Origin of the sequence: Aeromonas sp. 75A (assembly GCF_051919425.1) — a bacterium.
Classification (GTDB): domain Bacteria; phylum Pseudomonadota; class Gammaproteobacteria; order Enterobacterales; family Aeromonadaceae; genus Aeromonas; species Aeromonas veronii.
The window spans coordinates 1178007-1193896 of the sequence record NZ_JBQBES010000002.1; the positions used below are offsets into that span (position 1 = coordinate 1178007).

Consider the following 15890-nt stretch of genomic DNA (forward strand, 5'->3'; position numbering starts at 1 on the left):
TGGTCCAGCCTTGAGAGATGGATATGAAAAAGACCCTGATTGCCCTGCTGACCGCGGGAATGTTCGGTGCCATGAGCCAGGCCGCACTGGCTGCGCCCGAGCTGATGGACAAGGTGCTGGCCGTGGTCAACAAGGACGTGGTGCTGTCCAGCCAACAGGACGCACTGGTCAACAAGGTAAAACTCTCCGCTCAGGAGAGCGGCCAGTCCCTGCCTGACGATGCCACCCTGCGCAAACAGGCGCTGGATCGGCTGATCCAGGAGAGCCTGCAGCTGCAACTGGCGGAGCGCCAGGGGCTGAAGATCAGCGACACCCAGCTGGAACAGGCTATTCAGGGCATCGCTGCCGACAACAAGATGACCCTGGATCAGCTGCGGGCCCAGCTCGCCCGTGAAGGGATGACCTATGCCCAGTATCGGGAAGAGGTTCGCCGCGAGATCCTGATGAACGAGGTGCGCCGCAACCAGGTGCGCCGCCGTATCAACATCTCCGAGCAAGAGGTGAAGCAGGTGGTGGAGATCCTGAAGAAACAGGGTCAACAGCAGAACGAATACCACGTCGGCCATATCCAGATTGCCCTGCCGGACAACCCCACTGCCGCCCAGCTGGATGCAGCAAAGAGCAAGATCGAGCGCATTCTGGCCGCCCTCAAGCAAGGTGCCGACTTCCGCAAACTGGCCATTGCCGAGAGTAACGGTCCCAAGGCGCTGGAAGGGGGCGACTGGGGCTGGATGAGCCCGCAAGAGATGCCGACCCTGATGGCGGAAGCGGTACAGGGTGCCAAGAAGGGCGACATCGTCGGCCCGCTGCGCTCCGGCGCCGGCCTGCACATCGTCAAGGTGTTCGACACCAAGGGTCAGCAGCAAGTGATGCAGACCGAGGTGAAAGCACGTCACATCCTGATCAAGCCCTCCATCATCCTGAGCGAAGAGAAAGCCAAGGGGATGCTGGATGGCATTCTGCACGACATCAAGAGCGGCAAGGCCAGCTTCGCCAGCATGGCAGAGAAGTACTCCGAAGATCCGGGCTCTGCGGTGCAGGGTGGCGAACTGGGCTGGTCTGATCCCAACGTCTATGTCCCCGAGTTCCGCGACATGGTCAACCGTCTGCAACCGGGCCAGATCAGTGCCCCGTTCCGTACCAGCCACGGCTGGCACATCGTGCAGGTGGAAGATCGCCGCAGCCAGGATGCGACCGACAAGGCTCAGGAGCAGCGCGCCTACCAGCTGATCTACAACCGTCGCTTCGTGGAAGAGTCCCAGGCGTGGCTGGATGAGCTGCGTGACGAGGCCTACATCCAGATCGAAGGAGCCGGTAGCTGATGAGCTGCCGTCGCCTTGCCGTTACCCCGGGCGAACCGGCCGGGATCGGCCCGGATCTGGTGCTGCAGATTGCCCAGCAGGATTGGCCCCACCAGTTGGTAGTGATTGCCGATCAGGTATTGCTGCGCGAGCGGGCGGCCCTGCTGGGACTGCCCATCGAGCTTGAGCCCTACGATGCCGCCGCCCCTGCTCATCCGCAGCGGGCGGGCACCCTGACCGTCTGTCCGGTCACCCTCGGCGCCCCCGTGGTGCCGGGCGAGCTGAACGAAGGCAATGGCGCCTATGTGCTGGCAACCCTGCAGCGCGCCTGTGATGGCAACATGAGCGGCGAATTTGCCGCCGTGGTGACCGGGCCGGTGCACAAGGGGATCATCAACCAGGCCGGGGTCTCGTTCAGCGGCCACACCGAGTTCTTTGCCCAGCAATCCAACACCGCAGATGTAGTGATGATGCTGGCAACCGAGGGGCTGCGGGTCGCATTGGCGACCACCCATATTCCGCTGGCCTATGTGGCGATGGCCATCACCGAGGATCGCCTCGGCAAGGTGATCCGGATCCTCAATGAGGATCTCGCCACCAAGTTTGGCATCGCCAAACCCCGTATTTACGTCTGCGGCCTCAACCCCCATGCGGGGGAAGGTGGCCATCTCGGACGTGAAGAGATTGACGTGATCGAACCCGCTCTGGCCACCCTGCGCCAGGAAGGGATCGATCTGGTCGGCCCATTGCCGGCCGACACTCTGTTCCAGGAGAAATACCTCAAGGATGCGGATGCGGTACTCGCCATGTACCACGACCAGGGGCTGCCCGTGCTCAAGTACAAGGGCTTCGGCAGTTCGGTCAATATCACCCTGGGGCTTCCCTTCATCCGCACTTCGGTGGATCACGGCACCGCGCTGGATCTGGCAGGCAAGGGCCTGGCGGATTCGGGCAGCCTTGTCACCGCGATTAACCACGCCATCAAGATGGTAGAGAAAAAAAGATATGAGCAGTAAGGTGCACATGGGCCACACGGCCCGTAAGCGTTTCGGTCAAAACTTCTTGCACGACCGGTATGTGATCGATCAGATCGTCGCCGCCATCAACCCGCAGCCGGGTCAGAATCTGGTGGAGATCGGTCCGGGTCTGGCCGCGCTGACCGAGCCGGTTGCCGCCCAGATGGACAAAATGACCGTGGTCGAGCTTGACCGGGACCTGGCAGCTCGCCTGCGCGAGCACCCGACCCTCAAAGACAAGCTGACCGTCATCGAAGCGGATGCCATGCGTTTCGACTTCGGCACCCTGATGGGTGAAGGCAAGGGGCCGCTGCGCATCTTCGGCAACCTGCCCTACAACATCTCCACCCCGCTCATCTTCCACCTGTGCGAGTTCGCTGATCGGGTAGAGGACATGCACTTCATGCTGCAAAAAGAAGTGGTGTTGCGCCTGGCCGCTGGCCCGGGCAGCAAGGCTTATGGTCGGCTGAGCGTGATGACCCAGTACTACTGTCAGGTAGTGCCTGTGCTGGAAGTGGGCCCGGGAGCCTTCAAACCGGCGCCAAAGGTGGACTCTGCCGTAGTTCGCCTGATCCCGCACAAGAATCCGACCATAGTCGCAAAAGATATTCGTTGTCTGAATCGGGTCTGTACCGAAGGCTTTGGCCAGCGTCGCAAGACCATCCGCAACAGCTTCTCCAACTTCATCACCGACGCCCAGCTGACCGAGCTTGGTATCGATGGCAACCTGCGCCCGGAGAATCTCTCCCTCGAGCAGTTTGTCATGATCGCCAACTGGCTGGCGGATCAGCAACAGGCCTGATGCCGTGGCACCCCCGCACATCGAGATCCGCCCATACCCCGTGTATGTGGCGGGCTCCAAAGACCCTTACCAGTTTCACTATCTGATCGAGATTGAGAATCTGGGGCCCGGTCCGGTGCAACTGCTGCATCGGCGCTGGCTCATCACCGATGCCAATGGCAAGATGCTGGAAGTGGCAGGCCCGGGCGTGGTCGGGGAACAACCCGTCATTGCCGAAGGTGAGACCTACCGCTACCAGAGCGGCGTGCCGCTGGCGACCCCGCTTGGGGTGATGGAAGGGAGCTATACCCTGCAAGATGGCTCTGGTCAGCAGTTTGAGGCGCCCATCGCCCCCTTCACGCTGGCTATCCCCAATATTATCAACTGAGGTTTCATGGCGAACTGTTTTGTCGGTGACATCCAGGGCTGTTACGACGACTTGCGCCGTCTGCTGGATCTTGCCGCGTTCGATCCCGACCAAGACGTGCTCTGGCTCTGCGGCGATCTGGTCGCCCGCGGCCCGGACTCCCTCAATACCCTGCGTTTTGTCAAAGGGCTGGGCAACCGTGCAGTTACCGTGCTCGGCAACCACGACCTGCACCTGCTGGCGGTCGCCGATGGCGTTGCACCGCTCAAGAAGAAAGACAAGCTGCAAAGCCTGATGGATGCCCCTGATCGGGATGAACTGCTGGAGTGGCTGCGCCACCGCCCGCTACTGGCAGAGCATCCGGAGCTGCCCATCATGATGGTGCATGCGGGGATCTCCCCTGCATGGGATGCCCGTACCGCCCGCAACTGTGCCCGTGAGGTAGAGAGCCTGCTGCGCGGAGACCAATACAGCTGGCTGCTGCACAACATGTATGGCGACCTGCCCGATGGCTGGAAAGATGATCTGGTCGGGATCGACCGCTACCGCTACATCATCAACACCTTCACCCGGATGCGCTTCTGCTATTTCGATGGCCGACTCGACTTCAAATGCAAGAAGGGGCCCAAGGAGTCGACCCCGGGGCTGCGTCCCTGGTTCGAACAGCGCGAACACCACGTGGATGACCCCATTCTGGTGTTCGGCCACTGGGCCGCCCTGATGGGCAACACCGGCAAGAGCGATATCAAGGCGCTCGATACCGGCTGCGTCTGGGGCAACAGCCTCACCCTGTGGCGCTACGAGGATGATGCCCTGATCACCACCCCCTGCCCAGTTCACGCCAGCTAGGGAGTGCGCTGCAATCGGGCGGTCGCTGCCGCACGGATTGCCACAACCTGCACCAATAACAAAGCCCGGCAGGTTGCCGGGCTTGCTGTTTTAGGTTCCCTGTTTTCCGGCGAATGAAGTTACAACTTGCGCCCCAGCCGCTTCTCGATCTGGCGCCTCTCCCACTCAGGGCCAAACAGCTTGAAGGGCTGAAACACCCGAACAGCATGGGAGGCAAGCCCCAGCCCCCATCCCAGGGTTGGCCACCAGGCCCAGATGTACTCCGGATTGCTCAGGTAGTTGATGACAAACAGCCCGCAGATCACCACCACATAGCTGGCGACATGGTGATAGAAGCCCTTGAGCTCCTCCACATAGCGCATTGCCGCCCGCTCCTCTGCCGATACCTGCACCGCATCCTGACCCATAGTGTCACTTCCTCTCATCTCGCGCTCCTGTTGCTCTGATCCATCCAGTTGAGCCACATCGAGTTCAAAGACGGCGGCCAGGGCCTTGAGAGATTCCAGTCCGGGTTGCTGCCCCTGCTCGATCCGCTGGATAGTGCGGACACTCAAACCAGTCAACGTTGCCAACTGATCCTGAGACCAACCCCGTTGCAATCTCAACTTCCTGACGATCATCTCGAACTCCTTGTGGTAATTGACAGGGCCAGCATAGGGCTTGCGCCGCGAAAGGTGACACGACAGATGGCCGACATCAACCTGACAACTCTTTTAAATCAATTAGTTGAATAAACATAAAGAGATATAAGGCCAAGCTCTGGCACACATGCAGATGTGCCCGGATGTGTAATCACAGGCTCTGCATCAGCTCGGCGGCAATTTCAAAGGTGCGCAGTCGGGCCTGATGATCGACGATGGGGCCATTGAACATCAGCTCATCGGCACGGGTTTCCGCCAGCAGCGCCTTGAGGCCATGACGAACCTGTTCAGGGTCACCCACCAGAGAGCGCGCAAGGGTCTGCTCCATCGCCATCAGCTCACGGGGTGCCCACTCGTCGCCAAGCTGGACGACCGGCGCGGGCAGCTTGCCCGCATCACCGCGATGAAGGCGCAAGAACTGCTGCTGCACGGTAGTGAACTGGAAGCGGGCCTCCTGCTCGCTGTCGGCGGCGATCATGTTGATGCAGACCACCGCATGGGGCTTGGGCCAGCGAGCAGAGGGGCGATACTGGCTACGATAGATCTCCAGCGCCTGCAGCAACATGGCGGGCGCAAAATGGGAGGCAAACCCGAACGGCAAACCCATCGCCGCCGCCAGTTGCGCGCTGTAAAGGCTGGAACCCAGCAGCCAGATGGGCAGATGCAGCCCCTGGCCGGGCACCGCCTGCACCGCGCCGATCTCGTCGCCAAAATAACTCATCAGCTCACGCACATCGGCTGGGAAATCATCCACCTCACCGCTGCGCATACGTCGCAGCGCCCGCATGGTGCGCTGATCGGTCCCGGGGGCGCGACCAAGGCCCAAATCGATGCGGTCGGGATAGAGAGAAGCCAAAGTGCCAAACTGTTCGGCAATCACCAGCGGCGAGTGGTTCGGCAGCATGATGCCACCCGCGCCGATCCGCAAAGTGGTGGTGGCCTCGGCCAGATGACCGATCAGCACCGAGGTGGCGGCACTGGCAATGCCCGGCATGTTGTGATGCTCGGCCAGCCAGTAGCGCTGGTAACCCCAACCCTCGGCATGGCGGGCAAGATCCCGCGAACGGCGAAATGACTCGGCAGGCACGGAACCCTCGGCAACAGGCACCAGATCGAGCACGGAATAGGGGATGGCAGACATGGGTCACTCCATTGATTTACAGACCAGTAACAAGTGGGGCAATGTAGCACGGGATACCTGAATGAATCACTATCTCCTGCCACACTCTGCCTGCCAAGCGCAGCAATCGAACGGAACAAATCTCAGGCAAGTATTGTTTGAACGCTCATCCTGCTGGCCGCGCATGCCCGAGGGTGGATCATATTTTCTTACATTTGCGGGCTGGCCTGAGCGCCCCCGGCTGGTTATAACGGTGCCCCTATAGCGAAGGGGGAGCAATAGACTCCCCCTCACTCTTTGTCACACCACACTGTTCAGGTTATCTATGTCAAAACATCTCATTCTGCTGGGCGCGCTGACGCTCTCCGGTTGCGCCCTGTTGTCTCCCCCCGCCCCTACCGTCACCCCTGTGCACCTTGCCGATACCAGCCAACGCGGCTTCTACATCGAGTGCAGCAGCATGAAAGCCTGCTTCCAGCAGGCCAACCAGACCTGCCCACAAGGTTACAAGGAGACCGACCGTCGTCAGCAGACGCTCTACAGCACCCAGTATCTGGGGGGAAGCTATGACGACGAGAAGAAGGTCTACAAGGCAGCCAAGCCCTATCGCATCGCCAACACAATCCACTCGCTGACCATCCAGTGTCCCGTCACTACAGGCTAAACCAACCGATGGGGTACTCTCTCCCGTTACTGCGAAAAAGAAAACGGTCAACCGAGGTTGACCGTTTTTCACTGCGCTGCGCCCTTAGAACAGCAGGTGTGCCACCCCGGCAATAACCGGCAAGGTAACCAGAGTGCGCAGCAGGAAGATAACGAACAGCTCCCACAGCTTGACCGGGATCTTGCTGCCCAGCAGCAGGGCGCCCACTTCCGACATATAGATCAGCTGGGTTACCGACATGGCGGCAATCACGAAGCGGGTCATGTCACTCTCGATGGTCGAGGCCAGCACCGCCGGAATGAACATGTCGGCAAAACCGACCATGATGGTCTTGGAAGCCGCTTCCGCCTCCGGCAGTTGCAGCAGCTCCAGCAAGGGGACGAACGGAGCGCCGAGCCAGTTGAAGATAGGGGTATGTTCCGCCAGCATCAGGGCACAGGTACCTATCGCCATCACCACCGGCAGCACACCAAATACCATATCCAGTGCATTCTTCACCCCTTCCCGTGCGACGGCGCCGAGATCAGTCATGCTGTCAGCCTTGGTCAGCGCACGCTCGAAACCATAGCTCATTACGCTGTGCTGGTGCGGCACTGCTTCCTGCTTGCGGCACAGGGGAGTGCCATCGGCATAGATGTCCTTCTTCCAGCAAAGTGGCGGCAAACGCGGCACCACGATGGCGGCAACCACCCCCGCCAGACAGACGGTCAGGTAGAAGGGGACAAACATGTGTTCCAGCTTCACCTGGGAGATCACCACCAGACAGAAGGTGATGGAGACAGCAGAGAAAGTGGTGCCAATCACCGCGGCTTCACGCTGGGTATAGAACTTCCCTTCGTACTGCTTGCTGGTCAGCAGGATACCGACGCTGCCATCGCCAAGCCAGGAGGCAAAGCAGTCCACAGCCGAACGACCCGGCAACCGGAACACCGGACGCATGATGCGGGTCATCATGGTGCCGACAAATTCCAGCAGCCCGAAATCGAGCAGCAACGGCAGCAGCAGGCCGGCAAAAATGAAGACCGAGAACAGTACCGGCAGCAGATCGTTGAGCACCAGTCCACCGGTTGCGCCGGAGTAAAGCACCTCTGGCCCCACCTGGAAGAAGGTCAGCAGCACGAAGATACCGCCCAATACCCGCACGCAGGCCCAGAAAGGGGAGACATTGAACAAACTGTTGAGGAAAGGACGACGCACCAGAATCGCTGGCTTGAACAGCCAGGCAATCACCGTCATCAGCATGGTGGTGGTGATCACCGCACTGACCATGGCGACCAGATAATCGGCAAAAACGCGCTGTACCAGCTTGGCCAGCACGGCCACCGGGATGGTGACGTTACCGTCATAGACGACCGGCGTCATGAACAGCAGGATCCCGATAAGTGACGGAACCAGAAACATCAACAAATTACGGCGAGTATTGACCGCAGGTGCTTCGAGACTCTTTTCCAACATGATATGACTGCCCTAATGTTACTTTTCCCTAGCCCGGCCAACCTGCGTATTCATGCATTAACCGGCAAAACGGGCGCAAGAATACTCCAAAAAAATGCACAAACAAGCCCTTAAGGCAGAAATCTGCGCATAAATATTTCCACAGGTAAACCTTCCATTAAAACAATAAGATACAGCGGCGCATATCGATTCAATCGACATCGCCAGATGATTGTTTCGTTATTGTTAATTTTGGTGGGCAGTATAATCGGTTATCAGTAGCAGGCAATAAGTGACATCACAAATATACCTAATGAGTTGCTGCTCGATAGACATAAAAAAACCGGAGCCTGTTCAGGCTCCGGTTTTCAATGAGAGTGACGGGGATCAGTCACGGACGTAGATGACTTCAACGCCATCATCTTCGTCGTCATCCCAATCGTCATCATCAAGCCCTTCATCGAAGGCAAGAGAGGCAGCCAGTGCTTCCGCTTCAGCCTTGGCCAGCTGGTTCTTGTGGTAGTCGTCCCACTTAAACTCCACCTTCTCGATGGCGTCTTTGGCATCTTCCGCCAGCTGACGGGGCATGGTATCCAGCAGATCCAGAATGTCGTAGCAGACCTTCTTGGTGCCTTCCTTGCTGATGGCAGTGATGGCATAGACCGGACCTTCGTGGTTCAGGGCCGCCTTGACGCGATCCATCACCTCCTGGGCTTCTTCTTCCAGGATCAGATCCATCTTGTTAAACACCAACCAGCGCGGCTTGCCAGCCAGTTCCGGGCTGTACTTCTCCAGCTCCTTGACGATGGTCACGGCATTTTCAGCAGGATCGGAGCCATCAACCGGGCAGATATCCACCAGGTGGATCAGCACGCGGCAACGCTCGAGGTGTTTCAGGAAGCGGATACCCAGACCTGCGCCTTCGGCAGCACCTTCGATCAGACCAGGGATATCGGCGATCACGAAGGAGCGGGAGTTTTCACCACGCACCACACCCAGGTTCGGTACCAGGGTAGTGAAGGGGTAATCAGCCACTTTCGGGCGAGCCGCAGAAACGGCGCGAATAAAGGTAGACTTGCCTGCGTTGGGCAGACCCAGCATGCCGACATCGGCCAGCAGCAGCAGTTCCAGCTTCAGGGTACGCACTTCACCCGGAGTACCATTACTCTTCTGGCGGGGAGCACGGTTGACGGAGCTCTTGAAGCGGGTGTTGCCCAGACCGTGGAAACCACCTTTGGCAACCAGCAGCTTCTGCTCGTGGTGGGTCAGATCCCCCAGCAATTCACCGGTATCCTCATCGGTCGCCCGGGTACCGACAGGCACACGCAGGATCTTGTCCTTGCCGCGGCGACCGGTACAGTTGGCGCTCTGGCCATTCTCACCGCGCTCGGCAGCATGGAAACGCTCGAAACGGTAGTCGATCAGGGTATTGAGGTTCTCGTCGGCGATCAGATATACGTCGCCACCATCACCGCCGTCACCGCCGTCCGGACCACCGTTGGGAATATATTTTTCACGGCGAAAGCTTACACAACCGTTACCACCGTCACCGGCATCGACTCGAATCTGGACTTCATCAACAAACTTCATAGGTAACCGTCACCTTAATTCGAAAAACCGATACGCAATTATAGTGGTACAGACCCCTGCGGGCGATACGCATCTTGCCAATCATGCCCGTCAGAGCCAAAGTCAGCTGCGTTCCGTTTTTTCGTCAACGACATCAGAAAGACGTCAGAAAAACAAAAGCCCCGCCTGTTGGCGGGGCTTCGGATCCTTGCGGTCCGTAATTACTCAGCAACGATGCTAACGTACTTACGATTCAGCGGACCTTTAACTTCGAACAGGATTTTACCAGTCGCGGTAGCGAACAGGGTGTGATCCTTGCCCAGACCAACGTTGGTGCCAGCGTGGAATTTGGTACCACGTTGACGAACGATGATGCTGCCAGCCAGAACTGTTTCGCCGCCGAAACGCTTCACGCCCAGGCGTTTAGCTTCAGAATCGCGACCGTTGCGGGATGAACCGCCAGCTTTTTTGTGTGCCATTTATCGGACTCCTCTAATTAAGCGCTGATGCCAGTGATTTTGACTTCAGTGAACCACTGACGGTGGCCCGCTTGCTTACGATGGTGCTTACGACGACGGAACTTGACGATAGTCACTTTCTCGCCACGGCCGTGAGCCACAACTTCAGCTACAACCTTGCCACCTTCAACGAAAGGAGCACCTACTTTAAAAGTGTCGCCTGCAGCAACCATCAGAACTTCGTTGAAGTCGATGGTAGCGCCAGTCTCAACGTTCAGCTTTTCCAGACGAACGATTTGACCTTCGGCCACACGGTGTTGTTTTCCGCCGCTTTGGAATACCGCGTACATTTGATTAACTCCGTAAAGGCATGTCTTTTGCTCAAGGCTAGACATGCGCAAAAACCTATAACAATGGGCGGGCATTCTACGCAAATCGATCTGCTCAGGCAAGGCCAATTTAGCAAAAAGTTTATTTTGTGCGCATATCTGCCGCCGTGGATAAACGCCTAACTGTAACCCATTGTGAAATCGTGTAGAATCCCTGCCATTACTAAAATCGCAGTTATTGCTGCTGTCACGTTACGAGACTTATGGACCAACAGACTATCCGTGCGCTCTGTGCCGCCGACATGACGGCGGTCAATGAACTGATCCTGGCCCGACTCCAGTCCGACGTTAGTCTGATTAATCAGCTGGGTTTCTACATTGTCAGCGCCGGCGGGAAACGGATGCGCCCCATGCTGACCGTGATGGCTGCGCGTGCGCTCGGCTATGAGGGTGAGGATCACCTGAAACTGGCCGCCATCATCGAATTCATTCACACCTCTACCCTGCTGCATGACGACGTGGTCGACGAATCCGACCTGCGCCGTGGCCGAGAGACCGCCAACGCCATGTTTGGCAATGCCGCCAGCGTGCTGGTCGGTGACTACCTTTATAGCCGCTCCTTTCAGATGATGGCCGAACTCTCCAACCTGCGGGTGATGGAGATCCTCTCGGATGCCACCAACACCATCGCCGAAGGGGAAGTTTTGCAGCTGATGAACTGCAACGATCCGGATACCACCGAAGAGAGCTACATGACGGTCATCTACTGCAAGACCGCCAAGCTGTTCGAGGCCGCTACCCGACTCGCCGCCGTGCTGACCCATCAGCCCGAGCCCGTCGAACAGGCCATGACCGATTACGGCAAGTATCTGGGCACCGCGTTCCAGATCATTGATGACGTGATGGACTACTGCTCCCAGAGCGAAGAGATGGGCAAGAACGTCGGCGACGATTTGGCCGAAGGCAAACCGACCCTGCCGCTGCTGCGCGCCATGGAAGTGGGCACGCCGGAAGAGCGCCAGCTGATGCGCGATGCCATCGAGCACCGCAACGGTATGGAACATCTTGAGCAGATCCTCGGGATTCTCGACCGTACCGGCGCGCTGGAGTACTCCCGCATGCGGGCCCGGGAAGAGGCCGACAAGGCCATTGCCGCCCTCGCCATCCTGCCGGACTCCCCGCACAAGCACGCGCTGGAAACACTGGCCCACATGGCCGTGCAGCGCAGTGCCTGAGTAAACGACATGCATGAAAAAAGAGGCCGTTGGCCTCTTTTTTATTGTCTGCTATCTGCTGAACTGTGCATTGCGCCAGACTCAGCGACTCAGCATCCAGAGGATCACGCTACCCGCAACCACTAGCGAGCCGCCGATACGGCGCAACTGCTCCGGTGGCTGATCGCTCAGCAACCGTAACATCTGCTGCCATGCCTTGGGCATCAACAACGGGCCTAGCCCCTCGAACAACAGCAGCAATCCCAACCCCATCAGCATGGATGTCAGCATCCGACCTCCTTCAATGCAACCAGCCCCCTGGGTCGACGGCTGGCATTGGCACCAAAAACAAAAGGGTCTGACAATGCAGACCCTTTGAATGTGACCTCGTGGCGATTACTGCTTGGTGCCGTGAGGAGACTTGAGGTAACGGAAGAACTCGCTGTCCGGCTTCAACACCATCAGGTCGTTGCCACCGGCGAAGCTCTTGCGATAGGCCTCCATGCTACGCACGAAGCTGAAAAACTCAGGGTCTTTCTTGTAGCTGTCGGCATAGATCTTGGCAGCTTCCGCATCCCCTTCACCGCGCAGCTGGCGAGCGTTACTCTCGGCGTCGGCGATCATGACGGTCACCTTGCGGTCGATATCGGCACGCAGGATTTCAGCCTTCTCGCGACCCTGAGAGCGGTGCTCACGGGCGACAGCGGTACGTTCGGCACGCATCCGTTGGTAGATGGAGTTGGAGACTTCCACCGGCAGGTTGATCTGCTTGATCCGCACATCCACCACCTTGATACCGAGCTCGGAGGAGCGCGCCATCTTCTTCAGGGCATCTTCCATTACGGTACTGCGCTCACCGGAGACGATGTCCTTGATGGTGCGGTTACCAATCTCGGAACGCAGACCGTTGTTGATCTTGCGCTTGAGCAGGTCTTCAGCCTGCAGCTTGTTGCCACCACCGGTTGCCAGGTAGTACTTGGAGAAGTCCTCGATCTTCCACTTCACGTAGGAGTCGATGATCAGGTCTTTCTTCTCGGAGGTGACAAAACGGTCGGCCTGGCTGTCAATGGTCTGGATGCGGGCATCCATCTTGCGAACCTGGTCGATGAGCGGCACCTTGAAGTGCAGGCCCGGCTCATAGAGGCGGGGTTCACCGGAGTCAACCCGCTTCACCTTGCCAAACTGCACCACAATCCCCTTCTGACCTTCATCAACGATAAAGACAGAGGAGAAGCAGACCATGGCCGCGACAGCGATTGCACCAATAGCTAGCTTTTTCATCTATCAGTTTCTCCCTGAGCTGAAGCGGTCACCGCTACGCAGCGGCATTGTCGGGGTAGAGTTGGCACCCTCGTTGGAAACGGGGACCTGCTCTGTGACCGGGGCGGCAGTGGCACGATCAGACTGGGTTACCTTCGGCTTGCCAGACAGCTTGTCGAGCGGCAGGTAGATCATGCTGTTGTTGCCAGCCGGCATGTCGACCACCACCTTGTTGGCCTGCTGATAGAGCTCTTCCATGGTTTCCAGATAGATACGCTCACGGGTCAGCTCGGGGGCAGCCAGATACTGGGGCAGCAGCTCGTTGAAGCGAGCAACTTCACCCTGGGCTTTCAACACGATCTGGGATTTGTAAGCTTCCGCTTCCTGCTCCAGACGCTTCACCTGACCACGGGCCTTGGGCTCCACTTCACGGGCATAGGCTTCTGCTTCACGAATGAAGCGCTGTTCATCTTCCTGAGCGGAGATGGCGTCATCAAAGGCGTCTTTCACCTCTTCCGGCGGACGCGCCGGCAAGAAGTTGACGTCGACGATCTGCAGACCCATCTGGTAGGGCTCGATGATGCCATCGATCACCTGCCAGGTCTCCTGACGCACCTTCTCACGACCGGTAGTCAGGACGTCATCCATCCGGGTATGACCCACCACGTAGCGCAGGGCGCTATCGGTGGCCTGACCCAGACTCTCGTCGGCATTGGTCACGCTGAACAGATACTGCTCGGGATTGACCACACGGTACTGCACGTCCATCTCGACCCGTACCACGTTCTCATCCTGAGTCAGCATGAAACCGGAGGCAGGCAGGGAGCGCACGGACTCGACGTCCACCGGGATCACCTGATCGATAAAGGTCGGCTTCCAGCGCAGGCCCGGCTCGACAATATGGGAAAACTTGCCAAACCGCAGCACGGCACCACGCTCCGCTTCGCGAATGGTGTAGAAGCCGCTGACGACCCACACCACCACAGCCACAACCAGCGCGATGGAGATACCAAAGCGACCTACATCGCCGCCAGATTTGCCGCCACCAAACAAGCCACCGAAACGGCGACTCACTTTGCGCAGCATTTCATCCAGATCAGGGGGTCCCTGATTCTTGCCGTTATTCCCCCAAGGGTCACGGTCTTTGCCGTTGTTACCAGGCTCATTCCAAGCCATCAGCGTCTCCATTAATACATGCGGATGGATATCATCTCTATCGGGCCATCATACGTTGAGAAGCCCCTAAGGGTTCACCTTCATCAACGAATCAATGCCTGATAAAGCGTTGTAAACTCTCACCTTCCTGTTTCACGAGGCGGTTCCAGTCGGCCACTTGCAAGCGGACTTCCAGCACGAAATCCCCCTCCTCGCTAAAACCTTCCTGCTCAATCCCTTTCAGCTGATAGAGCGCACTGCGCAATCTCGCGGCAGAAGGAGGCAACTGCAGGGTGTGATGCACCATGGAGCCAGCCAGCAATTCGGTCAGCGCCGTAAACAGATGCTCACAACCTTCACCGGTCTGGGCCGACAACCAGACGCGCAACGGGCGCCCCTCGTCATCTCGCTCCAGACCTGCCGGACGATCCGCCAGCTTGTCGATCTTGTTGCAGATCATCAGCTGGGGCCTGTCATCGGCTTCAATCTCGGCCAATACCTGCTGCACGGAGTCGATATTCTCCTGCATCTGCTCATCGGCACAGTCCACCACATGCAGCAGCAGATCCGCTTCACGGGTCTCCTGCAGGGTCGCCTTGAAGGCCGCGACCAGATCATGGGGCAAGTGTCGAATAAATCCAACTGTATCCGCCAAAATCACATCACCCACATCTCGGATCACCAGTTTACGCAGGGTGGGATCCAGAGTTGCGAACAATTGGTCGGCAGCATACACGCTGGCAGCTGTAAGTTGGTTGAACAAAGTGGACTTTCCGGCGTTGGTATAACCAACCAGTGACACCGTCGGCACTTCGTTGCGGTTGCGGGCGCGGCGTCCCTGCTCCCGCTGCTTGGCCACCTTGTCGAGCCGACGCAAAATCGCCTTGATGCGTTCCCGCAGCAGACGTCGGTCAGTTTCAAGCTGAGTTTCACCCGGGCCACGCAGACCGATCCCGCCCTTTTGACGCTCAAGGTGGGTCCAGCCTCGCACCAGACGAGTGGAAAGATGGCGCAACTGGGCCAGTTCGACCTGCAGTTTACCTTCGTGGGTACGGGCGCGCTGGGCAAAGATATCGAGGATCAGGCCGGTTCGATCCACCACCCGGCACTGGAACAGACGCTCCAGGTTGCGCTCCTGGGCAGGGGTCAGGGCATGGTTGAAGATCACCACGTCGGCATCCAGCATCTGGACTTGGGACGCGATCTCTTCAGCCTTGCCACTGCCGACAAAAAATTTGGCACTGGGCGCACTGCGACTGGTGGTAATTACCCCCAGCGCATTGACTCCGGCCGAGCTCACCAACATCTTGAGCTCTTCCAGATCCTCCCGCTCACCCTCATCACTGAAGTTGACATGCACCAGAACGGCCTGTTCGCCAGCTTCATAACGGTCAAACAAGCGCTTGCTCCTTAACAGGAATCATGATGAATCTGAGTTGGCGAGTCGACTCGCCCAGGGATATCACGCTTCGGCATCACCCTGTTCATCAGCCGCGCCACCCAGAGTGGGCTGGTGATGATTGACGGCACGGGCCGGTACGACAGTCGAGATGGCGTGCTTGTAAACCATCTGGCTCACGGTGTTTTTCAGCAGGATAACAAACTGGTCAAAAGACTCGATCTGACCTTGCAGTTTGATGCCGTTCACCAAATAGATAGAAACAGGAATCCGCTCACGGCGCAGCGCATTCAAAAACGGGTCTTGGAGAGATTGCCCCTTAGCCATTTTTCT

18 protein-coding genes are annotated in these 15890 nt (G+C 58.2%); 7 read left to right on the top strand and 11 right to left on the bottom strand.

The window, feature by feature from the left end; genetic code table 11:
• Positions 1-23 precede the first annotated feature (23 nt).
• From surA to ACTG2T_RS05305, 5 genes are read left to right on the top strand one after another with little or no spacing between them, the layout of a single operon-like run.
• Positions 24-1322 carry a peptidylprolyl isomerase SurA gene (gene surA / locus ACTG2T_RS05285; RefSeq protein ID WP_005349338.1) on the top strand — a complete coding sequence of 433 codons (1299 nt, stop codon included), beginning with the start codon at positions 24-26 and terminating at the stop codon, positions 1320-1322.
• Positions 1322-2317: a 4-hydroxythreonine-4-phosphate dehydrogenase PdxA gene (gene pdxA, locus ACTG2T_RS05290; protein ID WP_330125493.1), complete on the top strand. Its 996-nt coding sequence runs from the start codon at positions 1322-1324 to the stop codon at positions 2315-2317. Before surA ends, pdxA begins: the two co-directional genes overlap by 1 nt.
• Positions 2307-3119: a 16S rRNA (adenine(1518)-N(6)/adenine(1519)-N(6))-dimethyltransferase RsmA gene (gene rsmA / locus ACTG2T_RS05295; protein WP_005339016.1), complete on the top strand. Its 813-nt coding sequence runs from the start codon at positions 2307-2309 to the stop codon at positions 3117-3119. Before pdxA ends, rsmA begins: the two co-directional genes overlap by 11 nt.
• A gap of 4 nt (positions 3120-3123) precedes the next feature.
• Positions 3124-3486: a Co2+/Mg2+ efflux protein ApaG gene (gene apaG / locus ACTG2T_RS05300; RefSeq protein ID WP_139399085.1), complete on the top strand. Its 363-nt coding sequence runs from the start codon at positions 3124-3126 to the stop codon at positions 3484-3486.
• A 6-nt stretch (positions 3487-3492) separates the two neighbouring features.
• On the top strand, positions 3493-4314 hold the full coding sequence (locus tag ACTG2T_RS05305) for a symmetrical bis(5'-nucleosyl)-tetraphosphatase (RefSeq protein ID WP_330125494.1): 822 nt from the start codon (positions 3493-3495) through the stop codon (positions 4312-4314).
• Between the two features lie 119 nt (positions 4315-4433).
• Here the strand turns inward: ACTG2T_RS05305 and ACTG2T_RS05310 are convergent, their stop codons facing one another.
• Complete coding sequence (locus ACTG2T_RS05310; RefSeq protein ID WP_021231934.1) at positions 4434-4934, bottom strand: 2TM domain-containing protein; 501 nt, start codon at positions 4932-4934, stop codon at positions 4434-4436.
• 172 nt (positions 4935-5106) lie between these two features.
• Complete coding sequence (locus tag ACTG2T_RS05315) at positions 5107-6096, bottom strand: luciferase-like monooxygenase (protein WP_330125495.1); 990 nt, start codon at positions 6094-6096, stop codon at positions 5107-5109.
• A 304-nt stretch (positions 6097-6400) separates the two neighbouring features.
• Between ACTG2T_RS05315 and ACTG2T_RS05320 the strand changes: the two genes are divergently transcribed.
• A complete protein-coding gene (locus tag ACTG2T_RS05320; RefSeq protein WP_108542556.1) occupies positions 6401-6739 on the top strand; it encodes a hypothetical protein in 339 nt (112 codons plus the stop codon).
• Positions 6740-6823: 84 nt separating this feature from the next.
• On the opposite strand, the gene ACTG2T_RS05325 is transcribed toward ACTG2T_RS05320, so the two are convergent.
• The 4 genes from ACTG2T_RS05325 to rplU form a co-directional block, all read right to left on the bottom strand.
• Positions 6824-8194, bottom strand: a complete 1371-nt coding sequence (locus ACTG2T_RS05325) for a YjiH family protein (protein WP_005339025.1) — start codon at positions 8192-8194, stop codon at positions 6824-6826.
• 366 nt (positions 8195-8560) lie between these two features.
• Complete coding sequence (gene cgtA, locus ACTG2T_RS05330; protein ID WP_005339026.1) at positions 8561-9763, bottom strand: Obg family GTPase CgtA; 1203 nt, start codon at positions 9761-9763, stop codon at positions 8561-8563.
• 200 nt (positions 9764-9963) lie between these two features.
• On the bottom strand, positions 9964-10221 hold the full coding sequence (gene rpmA / locus ACTG2T_RS05335; protein ID WP_005339028.1) for a 50S ribosomal protein L27: 258 nt from the start codon (positions 10219-10221) through the stop codon (positions 9964-9966).
• Positions 10222-10238: 17 nt separating this feature from the next.
• Entirely contained in the window at positions 10239-10550 is a 312-nt protein-coding gene (gene rplU / locus ACTG2T_RS05340; protein ID WP_005304210.1) for a 50S ribosomal protein L21, read from the bottom strand.
• Positions 10551-10792: 242 nt separating this feature from the next.
• On the opposite strand from rplU, the gene ispB reads away from it, so the two are divergent.
• Positions 10793-11764, top strand: a complete 972-nt coding sequence (gene ispB / locus ACTG2T_RS05345) for an octaprenyl diphosphate synthase (RefSeq protein WP_330125496.1) — start codon at positions 10793-10795, stop codon at positions 11762-11764.
• A gap of 81 nt (positions 11765-11845) precedes the next feature.
• On the opposite strand, the gene ACTG2T_RS05350 is transcribed toward ispB, so the two are convergent.
• The 5 genes from ACTG2T_RS05350 to hfq form a co-directional block, all read right to left on the bottom strand.
• Positions 11846-12034 carry a DUF2065 domain-containing protein gene (locus ACTG2T_RS05350; protein WP_058059476.1) on the bottom strand — a complete coding sequence of 63 codons (189 nt, stop codon included), beginning with the start codon at positions 12032-12034 and terminating at the stop codon, positions 11846-11848.
• Positions 12035-12139: 105 nt separating this feature from the next.
• Entirely contained in the window at positions 12140-13024 is an 885-nt protein-coding gene (gene hflC / locus ACTG2T_RS05355) for a protease modulator HflC (protein WP_005339038.1), read from the bottom strand.
• A 3-nt stretch (positions 13025-13027) separates the two neighbouring features.
• Positions 13028-14179: an FtsH protease activity modulator HflK gene (gene hflK, locus ACTG2T_RS05360; protein WP_005341060.1), complete on the bottom strand. Its 1152-nt coding sequence runs from the start codon at positions 14177-14179 to the stop codon at positions 13028-13030.
• 91 nt (positions 14180-14270) lie between these two features.
• Positions 14271-15557 (bottom strand): ribosome rescue GTPase HflX, encoded by a 1287-nt coding sequence (gene hflX / locus ACTG2T_RS05365; RefSeq protein ID WP_005339043.1) that lies wholly within the window; start codon positions 15555-15557, stop codon positions 14271-14273.
• A 63-nt stretch (positions 15558-15620) separates the two neighbouring features.
• Complete coding sequence (gene hfq / locus ACTG2T_RS05370; protein ID WP_330125497.1) at positions 15621-15884, bottom strand: RNA chaperone Hfq; 264 nt, start codon at positions 15882-15884, stop codon at positions 15621-15623.
• Positions 15885-15890: the final 6 nt, after the last annotated feature.

Excerpts from the sequence above, each read along its gene's own strand:
- surA (WP_005349338.1), top strand. The coding sequence starts at position 24 with ATGAAAAAGACCCTGATTGCCCTGCTGACCGCGGGAATGTTCGGTGCC.
- pdxA (WP_330125493.1), top strand. The coding sequence starts at position 1,322 with ATGAGCTGCCGTCGCCTTGCCGTTACCCCGGGCGAACCGGCCGGGATC.
- rsmA (WP_005339016.1), top strand. The coding sequence starts at position 2,307 with ATGAGCAGTAAGGTGCACATGGGCCACACGGCCCGTAAGCGTTTCGGT.
- ACTG2T_RS05305 (WP_330125494.1), top strand. The coding sequence starts at position 3,493 with ATGGCGAACTGTTTTGTCGGTGACATCCAGGGCTGTTACGACGACTTG.
- ACTG2T_RS05310 (WP_021231934.1), bottom strand. The coding sequence starts at position 4,934 with ATGATCGTCAGGAAGTTGAGATTGCAACGGGGTTGGTCTCAGGATCAG.
- ACTG2T_RS05315 (WP_330125495.1), bottom strand. The coding sequence starts at position 6,096 with ATGTCTGCCATCCCCTATTCCGTGCTCGATCTGGTGCCTGTTGCCGAG.
- ACTG2T_RS05320 (WP_108542556.1), top strand. The coding sequence starts at position 6,401 with ATGTCAAAACATCTCATTCTGCTGGGCGCGCTGACGCTCTCCGGTTGC.
- ACTG2T_RS05325 (WP_005339025.1), bottom strand. The coding sequence starts at position 8,194 with ATGTTGGAAAAGAGTCTCGAAGCACCTGCGGTCAATACTCGCCGTAAT.
- cgtA (WP_005339026.1), bottom strand. The coding sequence starts at position 9,763 with ATGAAGTTTGTTGATGAAGTCCAGATTCGAGTCGATGCCGGTGACGGT.
- rpmA (WP_005339028.1), bottom strand. The coding sequence starts at position 10,221 with ATGGCACACAAAAAAGCTGGCGGTTCATCCCGCAACGGTCGCGATTCT.
- rplU (WP_005304210.1), bottom strand. The coding sequence starts at position 10,550 with ATGTACGCGGTATTCCAAAGCGGCGGAAAACAACACCGTGTGGCCGAA.
- ispB (WP_330125496.1), top strand. The coding sequence starts at position 10,793 with ATGGACCAACAGACTATCCGTGCGCTCTGTGCCGCCGACATGACGGCG.
- ACTG2T_RS05350 (WP_058059476.1), bottom strand. The coding sequence starts at position 12,034 with ATGCTGACATCCATGCTGATGGGGTTGGGATTGCTGCTGTTGTTCGAG.
- hflC (WP_005339038.1), bottom strand. The coding sequence starts at position 13,024 with ATGAAAAAGCTAGCTATTGGTGCAATCGCTGTCGCGGCCATGGTCTGC.
- hflK (WP_005341060.1), bottom strand. The coding sequence starts at position 14,179 with ATGGCTTGGAATGAGCCTGGTAACAACGGCAAAGACCGTGACCCTTGG.
- hfq (WP_330125497.1), bottom strand. The coding sequence starts at position 15,884 with ATGGCTAAGGGGCAATCTCTCCAAGACCCGTTTTTGAATGCGCTGCGC.